23 protein-coding genes are annotated in these 24,655 nt (G+C 56.7%); 9 read left to right on the forward strand and 14 right to left on the reverse strand.

All coding sequences use genetic code 11. The features are described from left to right. Positions 1-106: 106 nt before the first annotated feature. Entirely contained in the window at positions 107-238 is a 132-nt protein-coding gene (locus ACDI13_RS10750; protein ID WP_372372448.1) for a hypothetical protein, read from the reverse strand. A 20-nt stretch (positions 239-258) separates the two neighbouring features. Between ACDI13_RS10750 and ACDI13_RS10755 the strand changes: the two genes are divergently transcribed. Continuing rightward, positions 259-1,449: an acetylornithine transaminase gene (locus tag ACDI13_RS10755; RefSeq protein WP_316989337.1), complete on the forward strand. Its 1,191-nt coding sequence runs from the start codon at positions 259-261 to the stop codon at positions 1,447-1,449. A 107-nt stretch (positions 1,450-1,556) separates the two neighbouring features. On the opposite strand, the gene ACDI13_RS10760 is transcribed toward ACDI13_RS10755, so the two are convergent. Continuing rightward, entirely contained in the window at positions 1,557-2,396 is an 840-nt protein-coding gene (locus tag ACDI13_RS10760) for an alpha/beta hydrolase (RefSeq protein WP_316989338.1), read from the reverse strand. Positions 2,397-2,790: 394 nt separating this feature from the next. Here ACDI13_RS10760 and ACDI13_RS10765 point away from each other — a divergent pair, with 394 nt between their 5' ends. Continuing rightward, positions 2,791-3,303 carry a 2,4'-dihydroxyacetophenone dioxygenase family protein gene (locus ACDI13_RS10765; RefSeq protein ID WP_026483888.1) on the forward strand — a complete coding sequence of 171 codons (513 nt, stop codon included), beginning with the start codon at positions 2,791-2,793 and terminating at the stop codon, positions 3,301-3,303. On the opposite strand, the gene ACDI13_RS10770 is transcribed toward ACDI13_RS10765, so the two are convergent. The 3 genes from ACDI13_RS10770 to ACDI13_RS10780 all read right to left on the reverse strand — a co-directional run bounded on the left by ACDI13_RS10770 (position 3,300) and on the right by ACDI13_RS10780 (position 5,937). Continuing rightward, positions 3,300-4,307 carry an AraC family transcriptional regulator gene (locus tag ACDI13_RS10770; protein ID WP_316989339.1) on the reverse strand — a complete coding sequence of 336 codons (1,008 nt, stop codon included), beginning with the start codon at positions 4,305-4,307 and terminating at the stop codon, positions 3,300-3,302. The genes ACDI13_RS10765 and ACDI13_RS10770 overlap by 4 nt on opposite strands. A 223-nt stretch (positions 4,308-4,530) precedes the next feature. Continuing rightward, entirely contained in the window at positions 4,531-5,016 is a 486-nt protein-coding gene (locus tag ACDI13_RS10775; protein WP_316989340.1) for a PaaI family thioesterase, read from the reverse strand. Positions 5,017-5,190: 174 nt separating this feature from the next. Further along, positions 5,191-5,937: a sulfite exporter TauE/SafE family protein gene (locus tag ACDI13_RS10780; RefSeq protein ID WP_316989341.1), complete on the reverse strand. Its 747-nt coding sequence runs from the start codon at positions 5,935-5,937 to the stop codon at positions 5,191-5,193. A gap of 89 nt (positions 5,938-6,026) precedes the next feature. On the opposite strand from ACDI13_RS10780, the gene ACDI13_RS10785 reads away from it, so the two are divergent. Then, the gene (locus tag ACDI13_RS10785; protein ID WP_316989342.1) at positions 6,027-6,920 is read left to right on the forward strand and encodes a LysR family transcriptional regulator; all 894 of its coding nucleotides are present in this window, start codon (positions 6,027-6,029) and stop codon (positions 6,918-6,920) included. Between the two features lie 250 nt (positions 6,921-7,170). On the opposite strand, the gene modD is transcribed toward ACDI13_RS10785, so the two are convergent. From modD to ACDI13_RS10810, 5 genes are all read right to left on the reverse strand, one after another. After that, the gene (gene modD, locus ACDI13_RS10790; protein ID WP_316989343.1) at positions 7,171-8,073 is read right to left on the reverse strand and encodes a ModD protein; all 903 of its coding nucleotides are present in this window, start codon (positions 8,071-8,073) and stop codon (positions 7,171-7,173) included. Next, positions 8,070-8,723, reverse strand: a complete 654-nt coding sequence (gene modB / locus ACDI13_RS10795; protein ID WP_316989344.1) for a molybdate ABC transporter permease subunit — start codon at positions 8,721-8,723, stop codon at positions 8,070-8,072. The genes modD and modB overlap by 4 nt, the downstream gene beginning before the upstream one ends. Positions 8,724-8,734: 11 nt before the next feature. Beyond that, positions 8,735-9,445 carry a molybdate ABC transporter substrate-binding protein gene (gene modA / locus ACDI13_RS10800; protein WP_316989345.1) on the reverse strand — a complete coding sequence of 237 codons (711 nt, stop codon included), beginning with the start codon at positions 9,443-9,445 and terminating at the stop codon, positions 8,735-8,737. 283 nt (positions 9,446-9,728) lie between these two features. Continuing rightward, positions 9,729-11,894 carry a malate synthase G gene (locus ACDI13_RS10805; protein WP_316989346.1) on the reverse strand — a complete coding sequence of 722 codons (2,166 nt, stop codon included), beginning with the start codon at positions 11,892-11,894 and terminating at the stop codon, positions 9,729-9,731. A gap of 355 nt (positions 11,895-12,249) precedes the next feature. Beyond that, entirely contained in the window at positions 12,250-12,531 is a 282-nt protein-coding gene (locus ACDI13_RS10810; protein WP_372372449.1) for a hypothetical protein, read from the reverse strand. Positions 12,532-12,916: 385 nt separating this feature from the next. Between ACDI13_RS10810 and ACDI13_RS10815 the strand changes: the two genes are divergently transcribed. Continuing rightward, entirely contained in the window at positions 12,917-14,419 is a 1,503-nt protein-coding gene (locus tag ACDI13_RS10815; protein WP_316990020.1) for an AMP nucleosidase, read from the forward strand. Positions 14,420-14,649: 230 nt separating this feature from the next. Here the strand turns inward: ACDI13_RS10815 and ACDI13_RS10820 are convergent, their stop codons facing one another. The 4 genes from ACDI13_RS10820 to ACDI13_RS10835 form a co-directional block, all read right to left on the reverse strand. Beyond that, entirely contained in the window at positions 14,650-15,675 is a 1,026-nt protein-coding gene (locus ACDI13_RS10820) for a DctP family TRAP transporter solute-binding subunit (RefSeq protein ID WP_316990019.1), read from the reverse strand. Positions 15,676-15,720: 45 nt separating this feature from the next. Then, positions 15,721-17,022, reverse strand: coding sequence for a TRAP transporter large permease (locus ACDI13_RS10825; RefSeq protein ID WP_316990018.1), 1,302 nt, complete (start codon positions 17,020-17,022; stop codon positions 15,721-15,723). After that, positions 17,019-17,540: a TRAP transporter small permease gene (locus ACDI13_RS10830; protein WP_316990017.1), complete on the reverse strand. Its 522-nt coding sequence runs from the start codon at positions 17,538-17,540 to the stop codon at positions 17,019-17,021. Before ACDI13_RS10830 ends, ACDI13_RS10825 begins: the two co-directional genes overlap by 4 nt. A 328-nt stretch (positions 17,541-17,868) precedes the next feature. Further along, positions 17,869-18,678, reverse strand: a complete 810-nt coding sequence (locus ACDI13_RS10835; RefSeq protein ID WP_372372450.1) for an SET domain-containing protein — start codon at positions 18,676-18,678, stop codon at positions 17,869-17,871. 56 nt (positions 18,679-18,734) lie between these two features. Here ACDI13_RS10835 and ilvB point away from each other — a divergent pair, with 56 nt between their 5' ends. The 5 genes from ilvB (at position 18,735) to ACDI13_RS10860 (ending at position 23,901) form a co-directional block, all read left to right on the forward strand. Then, positions 18,735-20,504, forward strand: a complete 1,770-nt coding sequence (ilvB, locus tag ACDI13_RS10840) for a biosynthetic-type acetolactate synthase large subunit (RefSeq protein ID WP_316990016.1) — start codon at positions 18,735-18,737, stop codon at positions 20,502-20,504. Positions 20,505-20,613: 109 nt separating this feature from the next. Then, positions 20,614-21,579 (forward strand): TRAP transporter substrate-binding protein, encoded by a 966-nt coding sequence (locus tag ACDI13_RS10845; RefSeq protein ID WP_316990021.1) that lies wholly within the window; start codon positions 20,614-20,616, stop codon positions 21,577-21,579. 12 nt (positions 21,580-21,591) lie between these two features. Next, positions 21,592-22,089 carry a TRAP transporter small permease gene (locus ACDI13_RS10850; RefSeq protein WP_316990015.1) on the forward strand — a complete coding sequence of 166 codons (498 nt, stop codon included), beginning with the start codon at positions 21,592-21,594 and terminating at the stop codon, positions 22,087-22,089. Positions 22,090-22,183: 94 nt separating this feature from the next. Then, entirely contained in the window at positions 22,184-23,437 is a 1,254-nt protein-coding gene (locus ACDI13_RS10855) for a TRAP transporter large permease (RefSeq protein ID WP_372373118.1), read from the forward strand. A 29-nt stretch (positions 23,438-23,466) separates the two neighbouring features. Then, positions 23,467-23,901: a hypothetical protein gene (locus ACDI13_RS10860; protein ID WP_316990013.1), complete on the forward strand. Its 435-nt coding sequence runs from the start codon at positions 23,467-23,469 to the stop codon at positions 23,899-23,901. Positions 23,902-24,655: the final 754 nt, after the last annotated feature.

Genomic DNA, 24,655 nt, shown 5'->3' on the forward strand with positions numbered 1-24,655 from the left:
GGAGCCATGTTTAATACGGCAGCGTAGCACCGGGAAACAAGCCTTCAGGCTTCAAGCAAAACAGCGCGGCTCCTGTTGATACGTCAGGAGCCGCGCTGTTTTTGCATCAACTTGTACCAGAAAAGGGACAATCCACAGCCAGATCGCTATTGTCCCAGGCATAAGCGTCCTGCTGGGGGTGTGCTGCGTTAGAATGAATCGTCCAGCCGCCGGGCTGGTTTATTTTTTCTTCTTTCATTTTCATCAAGGTTTGCCGTTATGGAATTCGATCGGGCCGGTGTACGTGCATTAATGGAAATTACCCAGCGTCCGGAGTTGGTCTTTGTGCGAGGAGAGGGTTCCTGGCTGCAAGATCACAACGGCAAGCGATACCTGGACACCGTCCAGGGTTGGGCCGTGAATGCGCTGGGCCACAGCCCTGCCAACGTGATCAAGGCGATCACCGAACAAGCGTCCAAATTGATCAACCCCTCGCCTGCGTTCTACAACGAGCCCTCTATCGAGCTGGCCAAGCGCATCGTGGAACACTCCTGCTTTGATCGCGTGTTCTTTGCCAACAGCGGTGGTGAAGCCAACGAAGGCGCCATCAAGCTGGCACGCAAATGGGGTCAGATCAACAAGAACAACGCTTACAAGATCATTTCTTTTGAGCACTCTTTCCATGGCCGTACTCTGGCTACCATGTCCCTGTCCGGCAAACCCGGCTGGGATCGCATGTTTGCGCCTCAGGTCGAGGGCTTTCCCAAAGCCAAGCTGAACGATCTGGAATCCGTGCGCGCGCTGATCGACGATCAAACCGTGGGCATCATGCTCGAACCCGTACAGGGCGAAGCCGGTGTTATTCCCGCGACCGTGGAGTTCATGAAGGGTCTGCGCGCTCTGGCTGACGAGCATAAGCTGCTGTTGATCGTGGATGAAGTGCAAACCGGCATGGGCCGTACCGGCACCTTGTTTGCCTACGAACACTCGGGCATCCGTCCTGACATCATGACCTTGGGTAAAGGTATTGGTGGTGGCGTGCCGCTGTCGGCACTGTGCGCGCGCGAGGAAATCTCTTGCTTTCAGCCGGGTGATCAAGGCGGTACCTACAACGGTAATCCCTTGATGACCGCCGCGGGCGTGGCGGTGTTTGACGAGTTGACCGCTCCCGGTTTCCTGGATTCGGTTAACGCCCGTGCCAAGCAATTGTCTGAAGGCTTGCTGGCTATCAGCGCCAAGTGGGGTATGGATGGTGAGCGTGGTGACGGTCTGCTGCGTGCCCTGATTCTGGATCAGGATGATGGCCCGGAGATTGTCGCGGCGGCCCGCGACCGCGCTCCAGAAGGGATGTTGCTGAACTCGCCTCGCCCTAACCTGCTGCGTTTCATGCCAGCCTTGAACATCACGGCCGACGAAATCGACCTGATGCTGGCCTGGCTAGACGAAATTCTGGTCAAGGTTCGCGGTTAAGCGGCCTGCGCGTTGTAAAAAAAATCCGCCTTCGGGCGGATTTTTTTTGGTCTTTGCCCCAACGGGTTTGTGTACCTGTCACAAAGCGGACAAGGGGGCGGTGGGTATCAACATGCTCTGGGTAAGGGGGACATTGACACTGTTTCCAAATGGGCTTTCAGAGCGGCAGCCACTAATTCCGGGTGGGAAATATGCATACCGTGGCCTGCCCCTGCGACGCTGCGAATAGTGGCGCGTGGTACTAGTTCGGAAATTTTCTGAACGACTGCCGTGTAGGCGGGTAGCGTCGCGCTGCCGGTTAAGAGTGTCGTCTGACCGGGGAACGTGGCCAAGGCGCTGACATTGACCGCCAAGCGATCCGGGTCGCGGAACTGGTCCAGCCATGTGTGTGCGTTGGACAGGATGGTAGCGCGGGCCTGCGAGTCAAATACTTCACGCCAGGCTCGGTCTCCGAAGGCGACTTTTTCGATGAAAAGTTTTGCGCCTGCTTCGATCTGTCCCTGCTCTATCAGTATGGCAGCTTGTTTCATCAAATTGCTTGCCTCCAGTCTGAGAGCTTCGTTTTCGTCTTGCAGAAGGCTGAAAACCGGGGGCTCCAGCAACATCAGCGAACTGACCCGCTCCGGGTGGCGGCTGGCCAGAACAATAGAGACATTGGCGCCATAGGAGTGTCCGAGGACATGGGCTGTTGGCAGGTTCAGATAGTCCAGAAGTGCAATGACATCGGCGACATCGTCGCTCAGGCGGCCTTGACCTTTGGGCGCAGAGCTTTGGCTGTGGCCACGGCGGTCGTAGCGCAGGAGCGTGTGCTCAGAGAGGCTGTTGGCCACCCCGTTCCAGCTTTGGTGATCATCCCATGAACCATGTATACAAATGATGGGGGTGTTGTCGTTTATAGGGTGGTGGAGATAGGCGAGGCTGAAATCCTGAAAATTCATTTTTTTCATTATATTCCGCATGCTTAAGCGTCCTTGTTACTGTTTTTAGGTGATTTGGATAAAACATGAAGCACGGCCTAGAATTGTAGATAGTATACCAAAATGCAGAATTGTAATTTAATGGAGGCATTCCTGTCTTGCTTGGCCTATGGGCAGCAATAGGGGTGAACAAGTGATCGCAGAATGGCGAGTACGGATCCTCGAAGAGCCGCCTCTTATTGTCCGGGGAGCAATGAAGGACAAAGCGACTGCCAGAACGGGATAATCCGCTGCTGTGTTGTGCCAGAGCTGGATAGTTCGGTGCCAAATGACTTTATAGAATAAAAATCAGCCAATCCGGGGGGATTGGCATCCGACTGTGTTACACACGCAGCGGTTTCTATTTCTATGAGAGAGACAAGTCATGACCCAAAACAGCACCCCACCCTACATCGAGATCGAAAAGCGCATCGATAAGGTACGCGATGAATACGCTCTGGTTGAAGGCCACTTCGATACATCTGAGGAAACCTCCCCCTGGATTCCTTTCGGCCCTAATATCTGGCTGCGTCACCTGAGCTTTGATATTCGCAACAACACCTCGGTACACATCATGCGTGCCGACAAGGGCGGTTCCCTGGGTCGTCACCGTCACCGCGCTGTGGTGACCGGCTACATCCTGTCCGGTAGCCTGCGTTACGAGGAATACGATTGGGTGGCTCGCGCTGGCCATTACATCCATGAAAGCCCCGGCCGCACTCACACTCTGGTGTCGGACGAAGGCATGGAAACCCTGTTCCATCTGGGCACGCCCATCGAGTTCCTGGACGAGAACGACAACATTCTGGAAATCATTGATGTGTTCTGGATGATCGACCATTACACCAGCTACTGTAAGAAGCACAATCTGCCCATCAACCAGTCCATGTTCATCTAAGACTGTTTGAGGCTTGTGTGCCGTGTCTGCCCCGTTTGATGGGGCAGCTCCTTGAAGCGTTGCTGGTAGTAGGCAGAAAACCGCCCCAGATGCCCAAAGCCATGCGCCAGTGCCACCTCGGTGACCTTGGGGCGGGGGCGGCTTTGTAGTGCTTGATGCGCGGCGTCCAGACGCAGATTGCGTACCCAATTCATGGGGGACTGCTTGTAGTGACGGCGGCACAGCAGATGCAGGAAGCGGGGACTCACACCCGCTGCCTGAGCCAGATCATTCAGTGAGATGGTGTTGTGCACATGGGCCAGCACATAGTTTTTAGCCTGGAGCAGACGTATCTGCCCTGCTCTGGCTGCGGCTCCCATGGACTCATCCACCAGAGCCTGCACAGCCTGTTCATCAGCGGGATGACACAGCAGGAACAAAGCCAGGCTGCTTTCAATATGCTGCGTCCAGCTCGCAAGACGATCGTTGTTTTGCGTGGGGAGTAAAAGCAGGTGCTGGATGAGGTTGGCCCATTGCGGGCCCATACAGGGGTCCAGCTTGTAAACACAGCCCCGTGTCATGCCCTCTTGTGCCAGCGTCTGATGGCCCACGCCATCAAACAGGCTGTAGGGGATTTTCACAATCAGTTGTTCACAACCGGCCTGCCACAAGGTGCGCACATGATGGCAGGGAGACACCACCGCAATATCGCCGGGATAGGCTGTTAGTTTGTGATGGCCATCGCTGATGAATTCGGCCGTACCTTGCAAGGGCATTTGCACCAGACAGAAGTCCCCGAAGGCATCGGCCTGGATTTCCACCTCGGCACCGTAGCCCAGTCGCATCAGGCTGATCTGATCAATATCGCGGCGGTACAGGCTGGTGTTGATGCGCCCGCGCCCCCAATGCAGGGCATGCCGGGAAATGGCCCGGCTAAGTGGCTGATGAGACAGCTCGGCGCTGTGCGAATGAAAGACTGGATGACGGTACAACACCGACAGATCCAAGCCATTTTCTGCCGACATTGGGAACCCCTTGTTCCAGAGCATAAGGATGCGCGTGACCAGTGCCTAGTGTAGAAGTTGTGCGGCTGGGCGGGCATGGGGGCTATCCCTGATCGGGTCTTGGTGTTTTATAAATATTATTTATTTACAGAGAGATAGATAGTTTTATTTTTATTTAAGTTTAAAAGAAGCCATCTGTTTTTTGGTGTTGTTCTTTAGGCTTGAAGAAGTCGGCAGCAGGAGCTTATCGCCCCTGTGCTTGATCCCCTTTCAAGGTCATGACGGCGCTTTCCACCGTGGTAATCACCTTGCCGTCTTCGCGCTGGATTTCACAGCGGTAATGGCTGATGCTGCGCCCACGATGCGTGGCCCAGGCACGGGCTTGCAGTCGCTCTTGCCAGACCGGGCGCAGAAAGGTGGCTTTCAGATCAATGCTGGTAAAGCTTTCGCCTTCCTGCATCAAGGTGGAGTGGGCCGTGCCGATGGCGGCGTCCGCCAGTTCGCACAAGAGACCGCCATGCACAGTGCCTTGCTGGTTGCCGTGCAAGGTGGCGTCTGCGTCCAGTTCCAGCGTCGCGCTGGCTTCACCGATAGCCGTAATACGAAAGTTCAGCAGCCGGGAAATTGCTGTGGGGTAACGCATATGCGTGTATTCGCCCTCGGTCAGCGTGCCATCCAGTTGACGTTGCAGATACTCCAGTACAGGCAAGTGGCGAGATGAGTTTGGCATGTGGACTCCAGTAGCCGTTAGATGGCTTGTCGGTGTGTATGGGGCTGGCCTTGGGCGTGGCGTCTTGAGGATCAATGCCTTGGTCAAGGTTTTGCCCGCTTTCTTGTTTAGCTTAAAAGCGTTTGTTCTGGCGCACTTACGTTGCCAACGTAGACGACCATGCTGTGGTCAGCCCTACATAAAGGGACGAATAATCAGTTGTAGGCCCAATGCCGCCAGAAACAGCAGCAAACATTGTTTGAAGCGGCGCGGACTGATGCATACGCGGATTTTTTGCCCCAGCCACATGCCCAGTAAGGCCGGAGCAATGACCAGGGTAGACATGCCCAACTGGTGTAGCTTGAACACATCGTGCATGAACAGGCCGCTTGCCAGCGCGATGGTGGAGAGGGTGAAGGACAGTCCCAAGGCTTGCACCAGTTCGTCCTTGTCCAGATTCAGGGCCTGCAAGTAAGGTACGGCGGGCATCACAAAAACGCCGGTAATGCCAGTGACAATGCCGGTTGTCAGGCCAATCCAGGGCGTAAGCCAAGGCTCGAAACGGGGTGACACCCTCAGGGTGGGGGCGATAAGCGCATAGCCTGCGTAGACCAGCAGGGCGATGCCCAAGGCCATGCCCGAGAGCTGGGGTGAAGTCTTGGCCAACAGCGATGAACCCCATAGCGTGCCTAGAACAATGGTCAGCATCATGGGCCAGAGCCTGCGCAGCAAAGCCCACATGGACGGCCCGGCCAGGCATTGCCAGATATTGGTAATGAAGGAAGGCAACACCAGCAAAGCGGCAGCCGAAGCGGGAGACATCACCAGACCTAGCAAGCTCATGGCGACCGTAGGCAGGCCCATGCCGGTAATGCCTTTGACCATGCCCGCTACCAGGAAGGTGACGCTGATCAGAACAAGGGAAGAGAGAGATTCATACATGCCTGTATTGAAGCGTGGCAGGCAGGCGTACACAATGTGGATTTAAGGCAGTATCCTTCGGTTTATCCGAAGGGTATTCAGGAGTGGTCATGCGACTGGGTCTGGCAGATCTTCACTTGTTCTTAAGCATTGTGGATGCAGGCAGCATCACACAGGGGGCGGCACGCGCGAATCTGGCCCTGGCCTCGGCCAGCGAGCGTTTGCGTCGTATCGAGGACGATGCGGGTGTTGTCCTTCTGGAGCGTCTGCCGCGCGGAGTCGTCACTACACAAGCGGGTGAGGCTCTGGCCCACCATGCCCGTTTGATGCTGCGTCAGCATGATTTGCTCAAAGGTGAATTACAGGATTTCGCCCTTGGCGCGCGGGGGACTTTGCACCTGTATGCGAATACGGCGGCTTTAACCGAATTTCTGCCGTCGCGCTTGGCACCTTGGTTGGCACAACGGCCTAATCTGCATATCGAACTGAAAGAGCGCACCAGCACAGACATTGTGCGCACGGTGGCGGCAGGTTTGGCCCAGGCCGGTGTGGTGTCGGATGCGGTGCAGGCACCGGGGCTGGTGCTGGAGCCGGTCGCCAAGGATCATCTGGTGCTGATTATGGCGGCGGCTCATCCCTTGGCGGCGTATAGCAAATTTAGCTTGCAGGATATTCTGCATGAGCCTTTCGTGGGCCTGATGCCGGGTAATGCCTTGCAGGATCATCTGGACGAGCATGCTCGCGCTGCGGGCCATGTTTTGGCGCAGCGCATCCGCATGAAAACCTTTGAAGGGCTGTGCCAGATGGTGGCCCACGGTGTGGGCCTGGGGATTGTGCCGCAAGGTGTGGCCAGCCGCTACAAGCGTCGTCATGGCTTTGTCGTGCGGCCTTTGCGTGACGCCTGGGCCAATCGTTGCTTGTGCCTGTGTTATCAGGATTGGGATGCCCTCTCCAAACCCATGCAGCGTTTGTTGCAGCATTTGGGGTCAAGGAAGGCTTCCTGAATCCAAATTCTTTGCGGGAGCTTTATTCACTGGCTGCTTGGGTTTCAAGCAGCCAACGGGTAGATGTGAGAGGTAAGCCTCGTGTTGGTTTCCGCATTCTGGGTTGGCTTCCCGGCGGCCCGTTTCTTTTGTCGCTGGTGCTTTGTCATTCTGTTGTTTGATTAGTGGTTCTAATCCTGGAGCTTATCTTCCTGGCAGTCGCTTAGCCTCCGAGTGGAAAATGCTGACAAGGAGTGGACGGTTGGTGTCCTTATTCCAGCCCCTCTATTTTGGTAGCAACAAGTGGCTTTTGCGATTCCGCTGGTTCTGTCAAGTTGACCTTCACTCCAATATCAGCCGGTTTTGCGTAGTGCAGGCTGCTGGTCACCAAGGCATTTACACCCGTTGCGGCATAGGCGGCTGCGTTACCGGCATGAATCCCGCCTGCAGCCAGAATGGTGACGTGGGGATGCGTTGTGCGCAGCGCAGGTACGATTTGCGCCAGGGTCTCGGGCGGGACTTTGTCGAACTGCACCACGTCCGCGCCAGCCTGAGCCGCGCGATAGGCTTCGTCCAGATCGGCGGCTTCGATCACGATTTTCTTCTCGCACAAGGCGTATTTATGACGGGCAATCGCCCGGCCTACCTCCTCCCAACCACCCAGCAGGGCGCGGTGCTGGGGGAAAATCAAAATGGTTTCGCCCAAGCCCAGCCGATGCGGCATGGCACCGCCCGATAGGGTGGCTTTCAGGGCCAGTTTGCGCACACCAGGCGCGTGTTTGCGGGTGGTCAGCACCGCCACCGAGGCATCGACTGTTTGCACCGCCTGCACGACGTGATGCGTCAGGGTGGCGATGCCGCAGGCAAATTCCAGCAGGTTCTGGCCGACTTTCCAGGCGCGCAACAAGGCTTGGGCGGGGCCTTGGGCCAGCAAAATGGTCTGACCGGGCATGGCTGCCACCCCGCTGGGGGTGTAGTGTTGGGTCTGACCGCCGCAAGAATGCACAATGTCAGCCACTTCTTCAGTGCCTGCCACGTGGATAGGGTCACGGACGACGTAACGCAGTGTGGTGTTCTGCTTGTGCAGCCCCAGCATGTGGCTGGTCAGGTCCAGATAGGAGGCATCTTCGCCAATCCATTGGTCGATTTGGCTTTGTTCAAAAAAAACCGTCATTTTTGATTCCCGTAGCGCCGCAGCGCCCAAAAGCAGGCTAATGCCGTCAGCCCCAGCATCCAGGACAGCGCATTGGCACAGTCTGTGTCGCCATCGAGCACGGCGTTGTAGATAGATAAAGACAGGGTTTCGGTACGGCCCGCGATATTGCCACCCAACATCAGTGAGATCCCGACTTCGCCCAACGCCCTGCCGCCGGACAAAATCAGGCCTGTGGCCAGGGCGGGCCGCAGCAAGGGCAATTCCACCCGGAAGAAGTAGGACCAGGAGCCGTGGCCCAGTGTGGCCGCTGCTTCACGCAGCCGTGGCGACAGGCCGTTCATGCTGTTTTGCACAGGTTTGACCATCAATGGCAGCCCTGCAATAAAGGCGGCGATCAGCAAGGCCGCAGGCTGAAAAACAATATTGGGTGACCAGCCGGTGGCACTGGCCAGCCAACCCTGTCTGCCCAAGGCAAGCAGCAGCAAATAACCGATGACAATCGGTGGGAAAACCAGCGGCAGGCTCACCAGCGAATCGAGTAATCCGTGGCCTGGAAAGCGTTTTCTGGCCAGTACCCAGGCCAGTGCCACCCCCAGAACCAATTGGGCCACCAGGGTGGCGGCCAGCACATAGACACTCAGGCCCAGCGAGCTGCTGGAGCAGCTCATCCAGGCAGCCATCACAGACCGTGGTGCTCAAGAATGGATTTGGCCTTGTCCGAGCCCAGGAACTGGGTCCAGGAGTGCAGCGCGGGGCTGTCGGGGCGGTCCTTGAGCACGGCCAGGCTCAGATCAATCGGGTCGTGGCAGTGGGCGGGCATGGGCAGGATGGTGCCCAGCTTGTCCTTGTGGGCCAGCGCCTCGCTGCGGTTGATGAAACCGGCATCCACTTCGCCGTTCAGCAAGTAGGTGGACACTTGCGGCAGCATGGCTACTTCCAGGGTGCGGCCATCGGCCTGGATTTTTTCACGGTCCATGCACGTGGTGGCGGCACGGCCATAAACCGTTTTCTTGGCATCGCCAATCGCAATGCGGGCGTAGCGGGGCTGCTGCAAATCCTGGATGGAATCAATGCTCTTGCCCTTGGGCACGGCCAGCATCAGGGCGCCCTGGCTGATATTCACGAACTGCTGGGCAATGCCCATGGGCTCCAGAAAAAAGCGGTCGCCAATAATGGCGGTAATGTCTGGGTTTTGTTCGCTCTGGGTGCGGACCTGCTGCATATTGCCAAAGCTGCTCTCTACCGTCAGGCCTGTTTCTTTATGGAAGGCGTCCATCAATTCTGTGACAGGTTTGCGGTAGCCTGCGCCGGTGGCAATCAGCAGGTCGGAGGCGTGAGCGGTGGTGGTGATCGCCAGCAGGCAAGCGGCAGAGCACAGCAGAGATTTCATGGGGTTTCCTGTCGGTCAAATACGTTATGAGTTCGAGTTTATAACGAGAAGTGAAGGACAGGGACCTCTTGGGGGCTTTTTAGATCGTGGGTTTGACAACGCTTGCTGGTGTGGTGGTCCGGCAGTGTGCTTGGGCATTATCAAGAGGGGCAAGCCGCGATCAAACGGGAAAGCTCAGCAAAGGCATATCCCTAAACGAAAAAACCCCCATCCTGAACCAGCAAGATGGGGATTTTTGGGGCACCCGCCACCCGGAGCCAGGCTCCGGGCGACATCGTGTGCTTTAGGCTTGAGCGGCTTTGAAAGCCAGACGCCATTGGTGCAGCAAAGGCTCGGTGTAGCCGTTAGGCTGTTCCAGACCTTTCAGAACCAGATCCTGAGCGGCGCGGAAGGCAAAGGAGCCTTCAAAGTTGCCGGCCATGTTCTGGTAGGCGGGGTCGCCCGCGTTTTGCTGGTCCACCACAGCCGCCATGCGCTGCAGAGTTTCAACCACTTGCTCGTGGGTGACGATGCCGTGCAGCAGCCAGTTGGCGATGTGTTGGCTGGAGATACGCAGGGTAGCGCGGTCTTCCATCAGGCCCACGTTGTGGATGTCAGGCACTTTGGAGCAGCCCACGCCCTGATCAATCCAGCGAACCACGTAACCCAGGATGCCCTGAGCGTTGTTGTCCAGTTCTTCCTGGATTTCCTTGGCGGACCAACTGGTGTCCGTGGCCACAGGAATGGTCAGGATGCTGTCCAGGTAGTCGTTGGTGTCGCCTTCCAGACCTTTCTGGACGTCGACCACGTTGACTTGGTGGTAGTGCAAGGCGTGCAGCGTGGCAGCGGTAGGCGATGGCACCCAGGCGGTGTTGCCACCGGCTTTCACGTGACCAATCTTTTGCTCCAGCATTTCAGCCATCAGGTCAGGCATGGCCCACATGCCTTTACCGATCTGGGCGCGACCGCGCAGACCGCATTGCAGGCCGATCTGAACGTTGTTGCGCTCGTAGGCAGGCTGCCACTCGGCTTGTTTCATGTCGGCCTTGCGCACCACGGCGCCCGCTTGCATGCACGTGTGGATTTCATCGCCAGTACGGTCCAGAAAGCCGGTGTTGATGAACACCACTCGCTCGGTGGCCTGGGCAATGGCGGCCTTCAGGTTCACGCTGGTGCGGCGCTCTTCGTCCATGATGCCCAGCTTGACGGTGTTGGGAGCCAGACCCAGCAGGCTTTCGACGCGGTCAAAAATTTCGCTGGCAAAGGCCACTTCGTCTGGGCCGTGCATTTTGGGTTTGACGATGTACAGCGAGCCGCTGCGCGAGTTTTTCTTCAGTTGCAGATCGCGCATGCCGATCAGGGTGGTGATCACGGCATCCAGAATGCCTTCAGGAATTTCGCGACCTTCGCCGTCAATGATGGCGGGGTTGCTCATCAGGTGACCGACGTTACGCACGAACATCAGCGAGCGGCCAGCCAGCGTCTGAGTAGCGCCCTTCAGGTCGGTGTACTGGCGATCGTCAGCCAGGCGGCGGGTGAACACCTTGCCGTCTTTCTTGATTTCTTCGGTCAGCGAACCGGTCACCAGACCCAGCCAGTTGCGGTAGGCCAGCGTCTTGTCCTCGGCGTCCACCGCAGCTACGGAGTCTTCGCAGTCCATGATGGTGGTCAGTGCGGCTTCCAGCACGATGTCTTTCACGCCAGCCGGGTCGGTCTTGCCGATGGGGCTGTTGGGGTCGATCTGCAGTTCAAAGTGCAGGCCGTTGTGCAGGAACACGATGGCTTCAGGCCCATCGGGCTGACCACGGTAACCCAGCAGGGTTGATGGGTCTTTCAGGCCGGTGGTGCCGCCGTTTTCCAGGGTGACACGCAGGGCACCGTCAGCGATGGTGTAGGACGTTGCCTGATCGTGGCTACCTTGAGCCAGAGGAATGGTGTCGTTCAGGAACTGGCGACCAAAGGCGATAACCTTGGCACCGCGCACGGCGTTGTAGCCACCGCCACGCTGCGCACCGTCAGTGTCAGGGATGGCGTTGGTGCCGTACAGAGCGTCGTACAGGCTGCCCCAGCGTGCGTTTACGGCGTTCAGCGCGTAACGTGCATTCATGATGGGCACAACCAATTGAGGACCACCTTGTTCGGTGATTTCGGTGTCGACGTTGGCGGTGTTGACCTTGACTGAGGCCGGCGCCTCTTTCAGATAGCCGATGGAGCTCAGGAAGCTCTTGTAGGCGGGCATGTCGGTGATGGGGCCTGGGTTGGCCGTGTGCCACTTGTCCAGTTCGACTTGCAAGCGGTCGCGTTCGGCCAGCAGGGCGCGGTTTTTAGGTGCCAGATCATGGACCAGCTTGTCGAAACCAGCCCAGAAGGCTTCGGAGGAGATACCTGTGCCGGGCAGGGCTTCTTGTTCGATGAACTGATGAAGCACCTCGGCGACTTGCAGTCGCTGGCAGGAGATTCGAGTGGTCATGTGTACCCTTGCTGATAGTTAAAAGTGATTCGGTACAGCGGCAGGCCAAAACGGCCTTGCCAACTGCAATGACCTGGTCAAGAGCACATTCAGATCTTGCTGAAATCGCGGGTTGCAGACCCGCGCGGTGCTGGGACAAAAATCACATCAGAGGGCGAGCAAATATTTGAAGCGAAAATCAATAAAAAACGCTAACCCATTGTAAATTAGTCTAATTAATAGCTAATTTTCGCGATTGTGGTCTATGTCTCACACGCATGCCGAGCACACTGCCAGGTTGGATAACTTAAATTATGAAGGACTGACGCTAGCTGGATTTAATACTAAAAGTATTAAGACTACATACTTAATGTATTTACTGGTTTTGGGCAAGTCTTATATATGAGGTAGAAGACGTGCCTGACTTCCATTTGCCATCATAAGCCGCCACATCGAGTACTGTTTGAAATACTTGCAATGCCTGCCAAGCCGCTTGTTCAGCGCCATTAGCATAAAAACAGGGCTTTGAAATGCTGGGTCGCGCAAGGGCACGGTTGGCCGTATTGGAGAAAAGTGGAATTTGTCCAAAACCGGGGTAAAGGCGCTGATTCAAATAAGGTCCGTGAGTAAATTTCGTCTCAAAACCACAGATAGTCATGTCCACTGTGTGGACACTGGGGCTTGTGGTTCAGTCAAAAACCAGTAACGACATTTGCGGTGGCCGGAAGTGCTCACCTGCTTGTCCAGACAGTCCTGACCTGGTCTTGACCATGTCCTGGATGACCGTCATGGCGAGTGGGGCGCACCTGCTTGTCAGTTGCTGGTGGACCAGAGTCAGATTATGGCGGCACTGAATCGGGTCGAGTGGGCAAACCGGCTGAGTTTCGTCAACGGTATCGCGGCGATGTCATAAGGTGCAGGCAAGTTGGACGCTGCGCGAGATAGAGCTGAATTTGTCATAGAGCCGTGTAGGAGGCCAGACAATAAACAGCTTATGATGCTTGCAGATCTGCTTGTCTTTGTTTCCTCTTGGAATACTTGTTATGTCTGATCCCAGCGGTTTTTCTCGTATCACGTCCACGCCTGAATTGGTTCCGTTCAAGGGCTATCAGGACGCAGGCCAGGCTTTGGAGCAGTTGCGCCATATCTACGATCGCAATACCGCTTTTTTGCGTGATTCCTTTGCCCAGTGCCTGGAATCCGGCTTTCCACGTGGGCAGCGTTTCAGAGCCTGCTACCCGGCGGTGCGCTTGCGTGTCGATACCTATCAGGAGGTGGATAGCCGTCTGTCTTACGGGCACGTGGTTGAACCTGGTGTGTACATGACCACCATCACCGCCCCTGGCCTGTATCACGATTACTTGCTGGAGCAACTGGAACTGCTGCTACGCAATCACGGTGTGCAGGTGGAGGTGGGTGAGTCTTCCGTGCCTATCCCGCTGCATTTCGCCCTGAATAATGGTGTGCAAACTACCGTGACAAGCGTGCCTGAATCGCCCGGTGACACCTTGCGCGATCACTTCGATGTGCCCGATCTGGCCTATATGGACGATGCCATTGTCAACGGCACGTGGGAGCGTGTGCATAACGAACCCTTGCCGCTGGCTCCTTTCACCGCGCCGCGTATCGACTATTCCTTGCATCGTTTGCAGCACTACAGCGCCACCCGGCCCGAGTACTTCCAGAATTTTGTGCTGTTCACCAATTACCAGTTTTATGTGGACGAGTTCTGCCAGTGGGCGCGTGAAGTGCTGCAGGCTGACGACCAGGGCTATATCGATCTGGTGGAGCCGGGCAATATCATCACCCCCGCAGGTGTGAATGCTTCAACAACAGGCTCGCCCCTGGCTCGTGCGCCGCAGATGCCCTCTTATCATTTGCGCCGTGCCGATCATTCCGGCATCACGCTGATCAATATCGGTGTGGGGCCGTCCAATGCCAAGACCATTACGGACCACGTGGCCGTCTTGCGCCCTGCCGCCTGGCTGATGCTGGGCCATTGCGCCGGTTTGCGCACCACCCAGCGTTTGGGTGATTACGTGCTGGCCCATGGCTATGTACGTCAGGATCACGTGCTGGACGAGGATTTGCCCACCTGGGTGCCTATCCCTCCTCTGGCAGAAATTCAGGTCGCTTTGGAGCAGGCCGTGGCCGAGGTAGCCGGGCTGTCCGGCTGGGAGCTGAAACGCATCATGCGTACCGGCACGGTGGCATCCATTGATAACCGTAACTGGGAGCTGCGTGATCACCATGAGCCGGTGCGCCGCTTGTCTCAGTCGCGGGCGATTGCGCTGGATATGGAGTCCGCCACGATTGCCGCCAATGGTTTCCGTTTCCGAGTGCCGTATGGGACTTTGCTGTGCGTGTCGGACAAGCCCTTGCATGGCGAGCTGAAACTGCCGGGCATGGCCAGTGAGTTCTATGCACGACAGGTAGGTCAGCATCTGCACATTGGTATCCGGGCACTGGAGTTGCTGCGCGAGATGCCCAAGGAAAGGCTGCATTCGCGCAAACTGCGCAGCTTTCTGGAGACGGCGTTTCAATAAGATATTGCAGGCCTTGTTAGTAGCGCCTAAGCGCCTGGGTGAGTTGTTGGCTTGTAGCACTGGCAAACCACCTTTAGCGGCTTGCCAATGGGTCATGCTGGCAAGTGAAGAACGGTCTACTGGTGGGTATTGCGGGCGGCAAGCTAGAGGTTTTTTGCTTAAGCGTGTTGGTCGAATAAAAAAACCGGGCCTGAAATAGGCCCGGTTTTCAGTCTGGTCAACCCAGTTATTTAGCGGCTGGCAGCAATGGCGTCACGCGCCTTTTTCACCAGATCTTCACCAATGGTCTTGGTCCATTTTTCGACCACACCTTCGGTTGCCTTGGCAAAGGCGGCATGCTGCTCAGGAGTCAGGGTGGTGATTTTCACGCCGTGCCCTTCGATCTCTTTGAGCAGGGACGGATCTTCAGCGGTGATGCCGGTACGGGCAATCACGATTTCGCGCTTGCCCGCTTCAATAGCGGCTTCACGCACGATCTTCTGATCCTCTTCACTCCAGGATTTCCACACGTCACGGTTCACCACAAACACCAGTGGATCCGACACGTAGTTCCACAGGGTCAGGTATTGCTGCTGTACGTCGTACAGCTTGGCACCGGCGTAGATGGACAGGGGGTTTTCCTGGCCGTCTACGGCCTTGTTGGCCAAGGCTGGCTGCGCGTCAGCCCAGCTCATTTGTGTCGGGTTGGCACCCAGGGCACTGAAGGTGTCCATGTACAAGGGCGAGCCCACCACGCGTAGCTTCAAACCCTTCATATCCTCAGGCTTGGTTACTTCATGCTTGGAGTTGCTGAGCTGACGGAAACCGTTTTCACCCCAGGCCAGAGGCACCACACCGGCTTTCTCGATGTAGCCAAACAGGTCCTTGCCCACTTCTCCGTGGATCAAGGCGTCGGTGGCTTTGGCATCAGGCTGTAGGAACGGCAGGGAGAACAAATTCAGTTGTTTGATCTGGGGGGACCAGTTGATGGTGGAGCCCACGGCCATATCAATGATGCCTTGGCGAATGGCGGTGAACTCGCGTGTCTGGTCACCTTGCACCAGCGACGTACCTGGGTAGATTTTGATATTGATGCGGCCATCGGTACGTTCGCGCACCAGATCGGACCAGATTACCGCGCCTTGGCCCCACGGGAAGGAGGTGCCCACCACGATGGACAGCTTGTACTCGGATTTGTAGGCGGCTTGTGCTGCCGGAACCACGGCCAGGGTGGCGGCTGTACATGCCAGAGCGGCCAAAATGTGACGGAATTTCATGGGTCAGGTCTCCCTTTCTATGAGTTGTGTTGCAGTCTTGTGGTTTTAGTTAAAACCCAGGTAGCGTGGCAGCCACAGGGCGATGTCGGGCTCGATGATCACCAGCATCATGGTGGTGCCCATACCCAGCAGCAGCCAGCCTACCCAGCGCAGGGTGCTTTCCATGGGTACGCCCGCGATACGGCAGGCCACCATCAGGTTTACGGCGACGGGTGGGGTGAATTGGCCCAGGGCCACATTCAAAGTCAGCAGGACCCCGAACCAGACGGGGTGCCAGCCAAAGTTGTAGGCAATCGGCATGAACAGCGGCACAAAGATCAGGAAGATCGAAATGCCATCCAGGAACATACCCAGCACAATCAGCATGACAATCATCAATGCCAGAATGCCGTACTCGCCTAGACCGGAGTTGATGATGGCGTTGGTGACGGGGTCAATAATGCTTAGGGTGGACAAAGCCCAGGCAAAAATACCGGCCAGTGCCACGACCATCATGATGACGGCTGATAATTCGGCGGCTTCCCGCAGGATCAAAAACAGATCGCGGAACTTGATGGTGCGATGGATGGCCATGCCCACGAACAGGCCGTAGAACACGGCCACCACCGCCGCTTCGGTGGGGGTGAACAGGCCCAGGCGCATACCGCCCAGAATGATGACCGGCGCAATCAGGCCCCAGGCGGCTTCTCGCAAACTACGCCAGAATGGCGGGCGCGGCAGCTCGGCTTCGGCCAATCCCAGCTTGTGACGGCGCGACAGCCAGATGGCTGGAATGATCAGGCCAATCCCTGCCAGCATGCCTGGAAACATACCGGCTGCAAACAGGGCTGGTACCGAGGCTTCGGGCACCAGCACCGAGTAGATAATGAACGCAATAGACGGTGGAATCAGAATGTCAGTGGCGGCACCCGCGCCCACAATACTGGCGGCAAAGGGGCCGGGATAGCCCGCGCGTTTCATTGCGCCGATCATGACCGCACCCACGGCGGCGGCGCAGGCAGGGCCAGAACCAGAAATACCGCCCAGGAACATGGCCACACCAATGGTGACGACGGGCAGCATGCCGGGCCCACGCCCCACCAGCGCCACGGCAAAGTTCACCAGACGGCTGGCAACGCCCGAGCGGTCAAAGATGGAACCCACCAGCACAAACATGGGAATGGCCAGCAAGGGGTATTTGGCCAGGCCGGCATAAAAACTTTGCGGCACGGCCATCAGGCCAAACCAGTGTGTCTCCAGGTTCGACATCAGGATGGCAAACGTACCGCCTATGCCTAGCGATACGCCAACGGGTACGCCTACCAGCATCAAACCGATAAAGATGATAAACAGCAAGCTTGCAATCATGGTTTGGCCTGCCAACGACGGACCCACATGCCCAGCAAACGCAGACTCAGGGTCGTGGACAGGATGGGCAGCCACATGCTGTACCACCAGGTGGGCACACCAATAGAGGGTGAGGTATCGCCCCACTGGAATTCATCCAGGGCCATGCGGCCCGACAGAATAGCCATACCAATAAAGAACAACAGGCTCATGCCAATGCTAAACAAGGCCAGGCGACGTTGCCGATGCTGTGTACCTGCATCGGCAAAGACTTCAATGCGAATATGCAGGTGGCGCACGCAGGCACTGGCACCGGCATTCATGGTCAGGACCACCAGCAAGAAGATGGAAATTTCCTCGGTCCAGGCAAAGGAGCTATTGGTCAGATAGCGGACAAACACGTTGGCGAACGTAATTAAGGCCAAGGCAGCCATGATCAGGACCGACGCCCAGTCCTCGATTTGCAAAGGAATACGCAGTCCGGATTCAGCGGGCGAGGCGGCGTGATGATCAGGTGTATCGGTAGAACTTGAATCCATGAGATCGGTCGGATTTGGCATTAAAGCTACATGCTAGCGGTCAAAGACGGGGCTGGCAGTGAGTGATTTCCCCCGGTGCACGAGCACTGGCGGGCCATTGCTGGTCCTGGGGAGAGACGATAGGAGTGGGGGCGAGGGCACACGCAATAGGGGGTTGGTGCTTCGCCTAGCTGAGGAGGTGTAAACCTGGCCCGGCACGACAGATGGGCCTGTGTGTGGCGCTCTGAGAGAGCCCGGCAGGGGTGTGGCCGGGCCTGCTGTGCGGGTGATTAGCAAGGGTGCAGGCTGCCGGTAAGGCAGCCTGGGCTAATGCAAGCTGGGGGACAGCTTACTCTTTTTTACGGCTCTTTTTTCCCTTTTTGCCTTCTTTGTCCTTTTTGGACGATTTTTTGTCTTTGTTTTTGGCTTTGCCTTTTTTCTTCTTTTTGTTCTTTTTGTTCTTTTTGTCTTTCTTAGTGTTTTTATCTTTGTGGTTTGAAGGCTCTGCATTCTCGTCCGTGCCTTCGTCTTTATTCTGATCAGGCTCGTCCTTTTCTTCCCCCTGTTTAGGGGTGGCCGCTTTCAGCTCAGCCGTTTTTTGCTTGGCTGAGACGGGGGCTTTGCGAGCTTGCTCCATTTCTGCATCCAGCTCGGCGGCCACTTCGCGCAACTCGTCTGCTACAGCCTGGGAGCGATCCGATGGCAGGGCAATCATGGTGCCACGGCATTGGGCCGCGCCACACAGGCAGCGATAGTTCTGCTTGAGCTCTTCGGTAATTTCATCGTCGATGACCAGCGAGTAGTCATACAGCAGTTCTTGCCCGGCAGGGATATCGCGCATGGCCACAATGAACACGCGTGATCCGTCCGCGTTCTCGTGACCTTCACAGTTGGGCGCGCAAGAGTGGTTGATCCAGCGCGAGTCGTTGCCCCTTTGGCCTCCGTCCACAATTTTGCCGTTGCTCAATGCAAAGAAAAAGGTGTGGAAAGGCTCATCCGGATTGACCGGGAACAGGGCATCGGCCTGTTCGGGTGTCAGCCGCTTGCCCGCGTATTGCAGAATGCGTGTTCCGGCAGGAATATCGCGTAGTGCAAAGACACCATTGCCATGCAGTTTGGACGGTTTGACGACATGCCAGGGTTGGCGTTGAGTGACCATGGGGAATCAGCCTGTAAAAGGGGATAAACTGGACGGCGATCTCTATCTTACAAAACATGCAGGGCTACGCAACCATGTCACTTGAAACGACCGCCCACAACGGCGCGCAAATCTTGCTGGAAACCTTGATCGCTCAGGGTGTGGATACCATTTTTGGTTATCCTGGCGGAGCGGTGTTACCGCTCTATGATGCTCTTCATGCCCAACCGCGAATTCGTCATATTCTGGTCCGTCACGAGCAAGCGGCTGTACACGCAGCCGAAGGCTATGCCCGCAGCACCGGCAAACCTGGCGTGGTGCTGGTGACATCGGGTCCTGGTATGGCCAATACCACCTCCGGTTTGCTCGATGCCTTGTGTGATTCTATTCCTGTCCTGTGTATTAGTGGTCAAGTTGCGACCACCGCAATTGGTACCGCTGCGTTCCAGGAGTGCGATGCCATTGGCATTTCCCGCCCTGTCACCAAGTGGAATGCCCAGGTGCGTCGTATTGAAGATGTGGCTTCCTTGGCGGCCAAAGCCTTGCGCCTGTGTACCCAGGGTCGCCCCGGCCCGGTACTGCTGGACTTCCCCAAAGATATTCAGATCGCCACCCTGCCGGCTGCCAGCAGCGAATTACCCGCTCAGGAAGAGGCTGACAGCCTCTTGGCTCCTGCCACTTCGGCTCCTGCTCAGGAAGCGGCGATCAAGCGCGCGGCTGCCATGATCGCCCACGCTCGTCGCCCCGTGTTTTATGGCGGCGGTGGCTTGATCAATTCCGGGGCTGATGCCAGCCATGCCTTTACCAGCCTGGTGCAGGAAACCGGCGCCCCTTGCACGCTGACCTTGATGGGCTTGGGGGCTTACCCCGCGCGGGACGAACAGTTCGTGGGCATGCTGGGCATGCACGGCACGCTGGAGGCCAATCTGGCCATGCACCATGCGGATCTGATCATCTGTGTGGGTGCCCGTTTCGACGACCGCATTACCGGCCGTCTGTCCGACTTCTGCCCGCATGCCAGCAAGATTCATATTGATATCGACCCCGGCTCCATCGACAAGGTGGTGCGTGCCGATGTGGCTCTGGTGGGCGATTGCTATCCTCTGCTGCGCGCCCTGCGCAAAGAGCTGTCGCACCACGAATTGCCCGAAGGTCGCTTGAACGATTGGTGGCAGCGTATTGGTGTGTGGCGTGGGCAAGAGTGTCTGAACGTCACCCCGCGCAGCGATGCGATCTTGCCGCAGCATTTGCTGCAACGCTTGGACGCGCATCTGGAAGGCCGTGATGCCATTGTGTCTACCGATGTGGGCCAGCATCAGATGTGGGCGGCACAATACATCAAGTTTGATCGTCCTCGCCGTTGGCTGACCTCCGGTGGCGCTGGCACCATGGGTTACGGTGTGCCTGCTGCTTTTGGCGCGCAGATTGCACATCCCGACAAGTTGGTGGTGTGTGTCAGTGGTGATGCGTCGGTACTGATGAATATTCAGGAGCTGGCCAGCGCAGTGCAACATCGCACGCCAATTAAAGTCATTCTGTGCAATAACCGCCACATGGGGATGGTGCGGCAGTGGCAAGAGCTGATTCACGATGGCCGTTACAGCCACAGCTATAACGAAGCCATGCCGGATTTTGTGGCCTTGTCGCGCGCTTTTGGCTGGGAAGCCGAGCGGGTGGAGCATCCCGATCAACTGGATGCGGCGCTCGAACGCTGTCTGGCGCATGACGGCCCGTTCTTTCTGAACGTGGAAGTGTTGGCGCTGGAAAACTGTTTCCCCATGATGCCAGCGGGCTATGGCCACCAGCAGGTCATGCTGTCCGAAGATAACTGGTACGTAGAAGAATAAGGTGCCGGCTGGGACACAGGCGTAAAAACCCCTATGTCCCAGCGCGAGTACTACGCATTAAATACACTGATCCATTCAGACAGGAGGGGCATGCATGATGTACCGACACATGAAGAACCGTCTTTTGGCCGCAGGTTTGATGCTGGGTTTGGGCCTGGCGGCAGGAGTGGCTACGGCTCAGACTTCCTTGAAGCTGGCCTATGCCTTGTCCACCAGCTCTCACTACGGAGCAGGTGCAAAGGCGTTTGCCAGTGCCTTGGAAAAGGATGGCAACTACACCATTGAGGCCTTTCCCAACAGCGCCCTGGGTGGCGAGCGCGAAGTCATTGAAGGCTTGCAACTGGGCACGATTGATCTGGCCATTGTCTCTACCGGCGCAACCTTGAACTTTGTGCCCAAGACGGGCGTGTTCGATATTCCCTTCCTGTTCCGCGATTTGCAACATGCCCGTCATGTGCTCGATAGCAAGATCGGCCAGGACATGCTGGCTGAGTTTCCCAAACGCGGGATTGTGGCGCTGGCCTGGGGTGAGCAAGGTTTCCGTCACCTGACCAATAATGTGCGTCCTGTCACCACCCCGGCCGATGCCAAGGGTTTGAAGATCCGCACCACAGAAAACCCCATTCACATTACCGCTTTCCGTGAAATCGGCATTCTGGCTACACCCATGGCTTGGCCCGAAGTGGCCACGGCCTTGCAACAAGGCACCATCGACGGCCAGGAAAACCCTTTGTCCGTGATTGTGTCGGCCAAGCTGCCGCAGTTGCAAAAGTACCTGTCGCTGACCGCCCATGTGTATGGCCCGGCCCTGGTGTTGATGTCTCCGGCGGTGTATGACGGCCTGTCTGATCAGGATAAGCAGTTGATGAAGGAGGCTGGTGTAACGGCTGCCCAGGCCATGCGCGATTACGTGGACGACATCGAGAAAACCGGCGTGGATGCCGTCAAGGCGGAAGGCATGCAAGTCAATACGGTTGACCATGCGGCGTTTGCCAAAGCGGTGGAGCCTGTGTATCCCCAGTATTACAAACAGTTCGGCCAGGAGCTGGTTGAGTCTATCCGTCAGGCTCAGTAAACGGCATCCATCATGAAAGCTCTGTTGTCCGTTCTGGATAAGGGCCTGTTTCGTCTGGTGTCCTGGGTGACGCAGTTGCTGCTGCTCTCGGCTGTGGCGGCTGCGTTCTATCAAGTGATCGCTCGTTTCGTGCTCCAGTCGCCCGCCGACTGGAGCGAGGCCTGGTCACGTGCCGCTCTGATCTGGACAGTCATGCTGGGCCTGTGTTTGGCCTTGCGTCAGGGTGCCATGCTCAGCGTGGATGTGCTGCGGCTCTGGGTCGGAAAGCGGACGCAGCATTGGCTGGATGCTGCTGTGCTGCTTGCTTGCCTGGCCTTTTTTGGCCTGCTGACCTGGGTTGGCATTCAAATGACCTGGCGGGTGCGGTTTCAGACCATGCCTAGTCTGGAGTGGTCCATTTCCTGGGTGTATATCGCGATCCCGATTGGTGCCGTGCTGGCCATTTTGGGCCTGCTGGCTCGTTGGCTGGAGAAACCGGCACCTGCTGTGGTGGAGAACACCCAGCTTTGATCCCTAGCCTTTGAAGCACCACTGAACTTTGGATGTCAGGCAGGCATCTGTTTAGACCGGAGACCGTATCGTGCCCCAGATCATGCTTGTGTCCATGCTGTTGTTTTTTGTATTGACGGTGCCTGTGGCCATTGCCGTGGGGCTGGCCAATATGGCGGGGGTGGCGTGGGAGGGGCGCATGACGTTTCTGGTCATCGCCCAGCAACTGTATGCTGCCTTGGACAAGTATCCCCTGGTGGCAGTGCCTTTCTTCATCCTGGCAGGCAATTTGATGGAATCGAGCGGCATGTCCAACCGCATGGTGGAGTTTGCCAAAAGCCTGGTCGGTGGTGTGCAAGGTGGCTTGGCCTGCAGTTGTGTGCTGACCTGCATGATTTTTGCTGCGGTGGCTGGCTCCAGTGTGGCAACTACCTTCGCAGTGGGGGCGATTCTGATTCCTGCCATGGTCCGACATGGCTATCCGGCGCCGTTCGCCGCTTCCTTGCAGTCTTCAGCGGCGGAGCTGGGGGTCATTATTCCCCCTTCCATTCCCATGATTCTGTTCGCCGTCTCAACGGATACTTCGGTGGGCGAGCTGTTTGTTGCGGGGGTTGGCCCTGGTTTGTTGATCGGTGGTGCCTTGATGCTCTACGTGTGGCTGTATGCGCGTCGTTATGGGCTGGGTTTGCAAGATGGTGTGGGTCGTTTGGGTGTCTGGACGGCCTTTCGTCAGGCGTGGCTGGCCTTGTTGATGCCGGTGATCATTCTTGGTGGGATCTATGGGGGTATTTTCACGCCGACTGAAGCGTCAGCCGTGGCGGTCGTCTATGCCTTGATCGTCAGCATGGTGATTTATCGCAGCGTTAAGTGGAGCGATTTGTCCAAGGTACTGCATCGTTCCGTGGTATCGACGGCGGTCATTATGTTCATCATTGCCAATGCGGGTGTGTTTGGTTTCTTGCTCAATCGCACTGGCATTCCAGCCGCCATGGGTACATGGTTGGGGGAGTTGTTCAGTAGTCCTGTGCTGTTTTTGATGGGGATAAATGCCGCCTTGTTTGTGGTGGGCATGTTTGTCGAGACCTCGGCCTCAATCGTGGTTCTGGCTCCTCTTTTATTGCCGGTAGCTGTGCAGTTTGGCATTGATCCAGCGCATTTTGGCATCATCATGGTGGTCAATCTGGCATTGGGCATGATAACGCCGCCCTTTGGTGTGAACCTGTTTGCTGCCTGTTCGGTGGCCGGAATTTCTTTGGAAAAACTGGTACGTCCCCTGCTGCCTTTTGTGCTTGTCATTCTGGCTTGCTTGATGCTGATCAGCTATGTACCAGAAGTCAGTTTGTGGGCGCGAGACCTGGTGTACCGTTGATGAATTGTCTGCTTTTCTGAGCACCGTTCATGAGCTATTTTCTGTTGCTGTTGGTCCATCTTTTGGCTGCCATTTTTTTCATCGGCACGGTGTTTTTCGAGGTGCTGATGTTGTCGCCTCTGGCGCGCCATGTGTCCCGGCCATCAATGCGCGAGTTTGAGCATGCGCTGGGGCGCCGAGCACGCCGCATCATGCCTTGGGTTCTGTTATTGCTCTACGGCGCGGGTTTGAGTCTGGCCTGGCAGCATCGGGCCTTGTTTGAGTTTGGTGGGGCCAGGGCCTGGATTCTGGGTTTGAAAATCGCCTTGGCATTAAGTGTATTTGGACACTTCCTGTCCGTCATGGTGATGAGCCGACGCAAGACCATGACGGCGCGGCGCTCACGGATGATTCACCTTAGTGTTTTTGCGCACGTATTGTTGATCGTGGTGCTGGCCAAGGCTTTGTTTTATTGGCCGCTTTAGTGGTTGGGTTTCCATACTGTGGAATAGTGCTTGGGATGCAGCTTGGCGTAGGAGAGCTTATTAAAAGCCAGGCTCGAGGCCGTGGGGCTCTGGGGGTGGGCTGAGCACTTGCCGGTGCTGCGCACCGGTGCCCTTGTCAGGAGATAGCGCAGGGCGCATCCTGAACTCGCACGATGGTTTGTCCACCGGACAAACCATAAGCGTCGTGCTCAAACAGCAGGATGCTTGTACCCCTGCGCTATCTCCTGCCCGCGGCAAGTACTCTGACCCGCCCACCCCCAGAGCCCCACGGAATCGAGCCTTCACACCGTTTTAGTATCTCGGTCTTGCAACATTGCTCCAGTTGGTTTTGCATTTGCTGGTTGCTGGTTGCTGGTTGCTGGTTGCTGGTTGCTGGTTGCTGTGTGCTTTGTGTCGTGTGCCATGCATCATGCGTTGTTTGCCGTTTGATGCTTGTGTTTGTTTAGCAGCCTATGTCTCGGTCGTTTTCTTGCGCCCTGCTCAGGGACGTCATAAATATGGTGATGGAACTGAGGTCATAAGGGTAAAAGAAGCCTTACAGCTTAAGGGCAGAGAATTATTGTGAGCCATTCAGGGACAGGGTTTGGGTCTCGGGGCGGTTCAGAGTACTTGCCGCAGGCGAGTGCGGGATCCGGGATGCAAGCGCCCTGTTGTTTGAGCCCGGCGTTTGTGGTTTGTCCGGGGGACAAACCACCGGGCGAGTTCAGGGTGCGCCTGGAGCCTGTGCTCGACA

It is taken from the genome of Alcaligenes faecalis, from assembly GCF_041521385.1.
Taxonomy (GTDB): domain Bacteria; phylum Pseudomonadota; class Gammaproteobacteria; order Burkholderiales; family Burkholderiaceae_B; genus Alcaligenes; species Alcaligenes faecalis_E.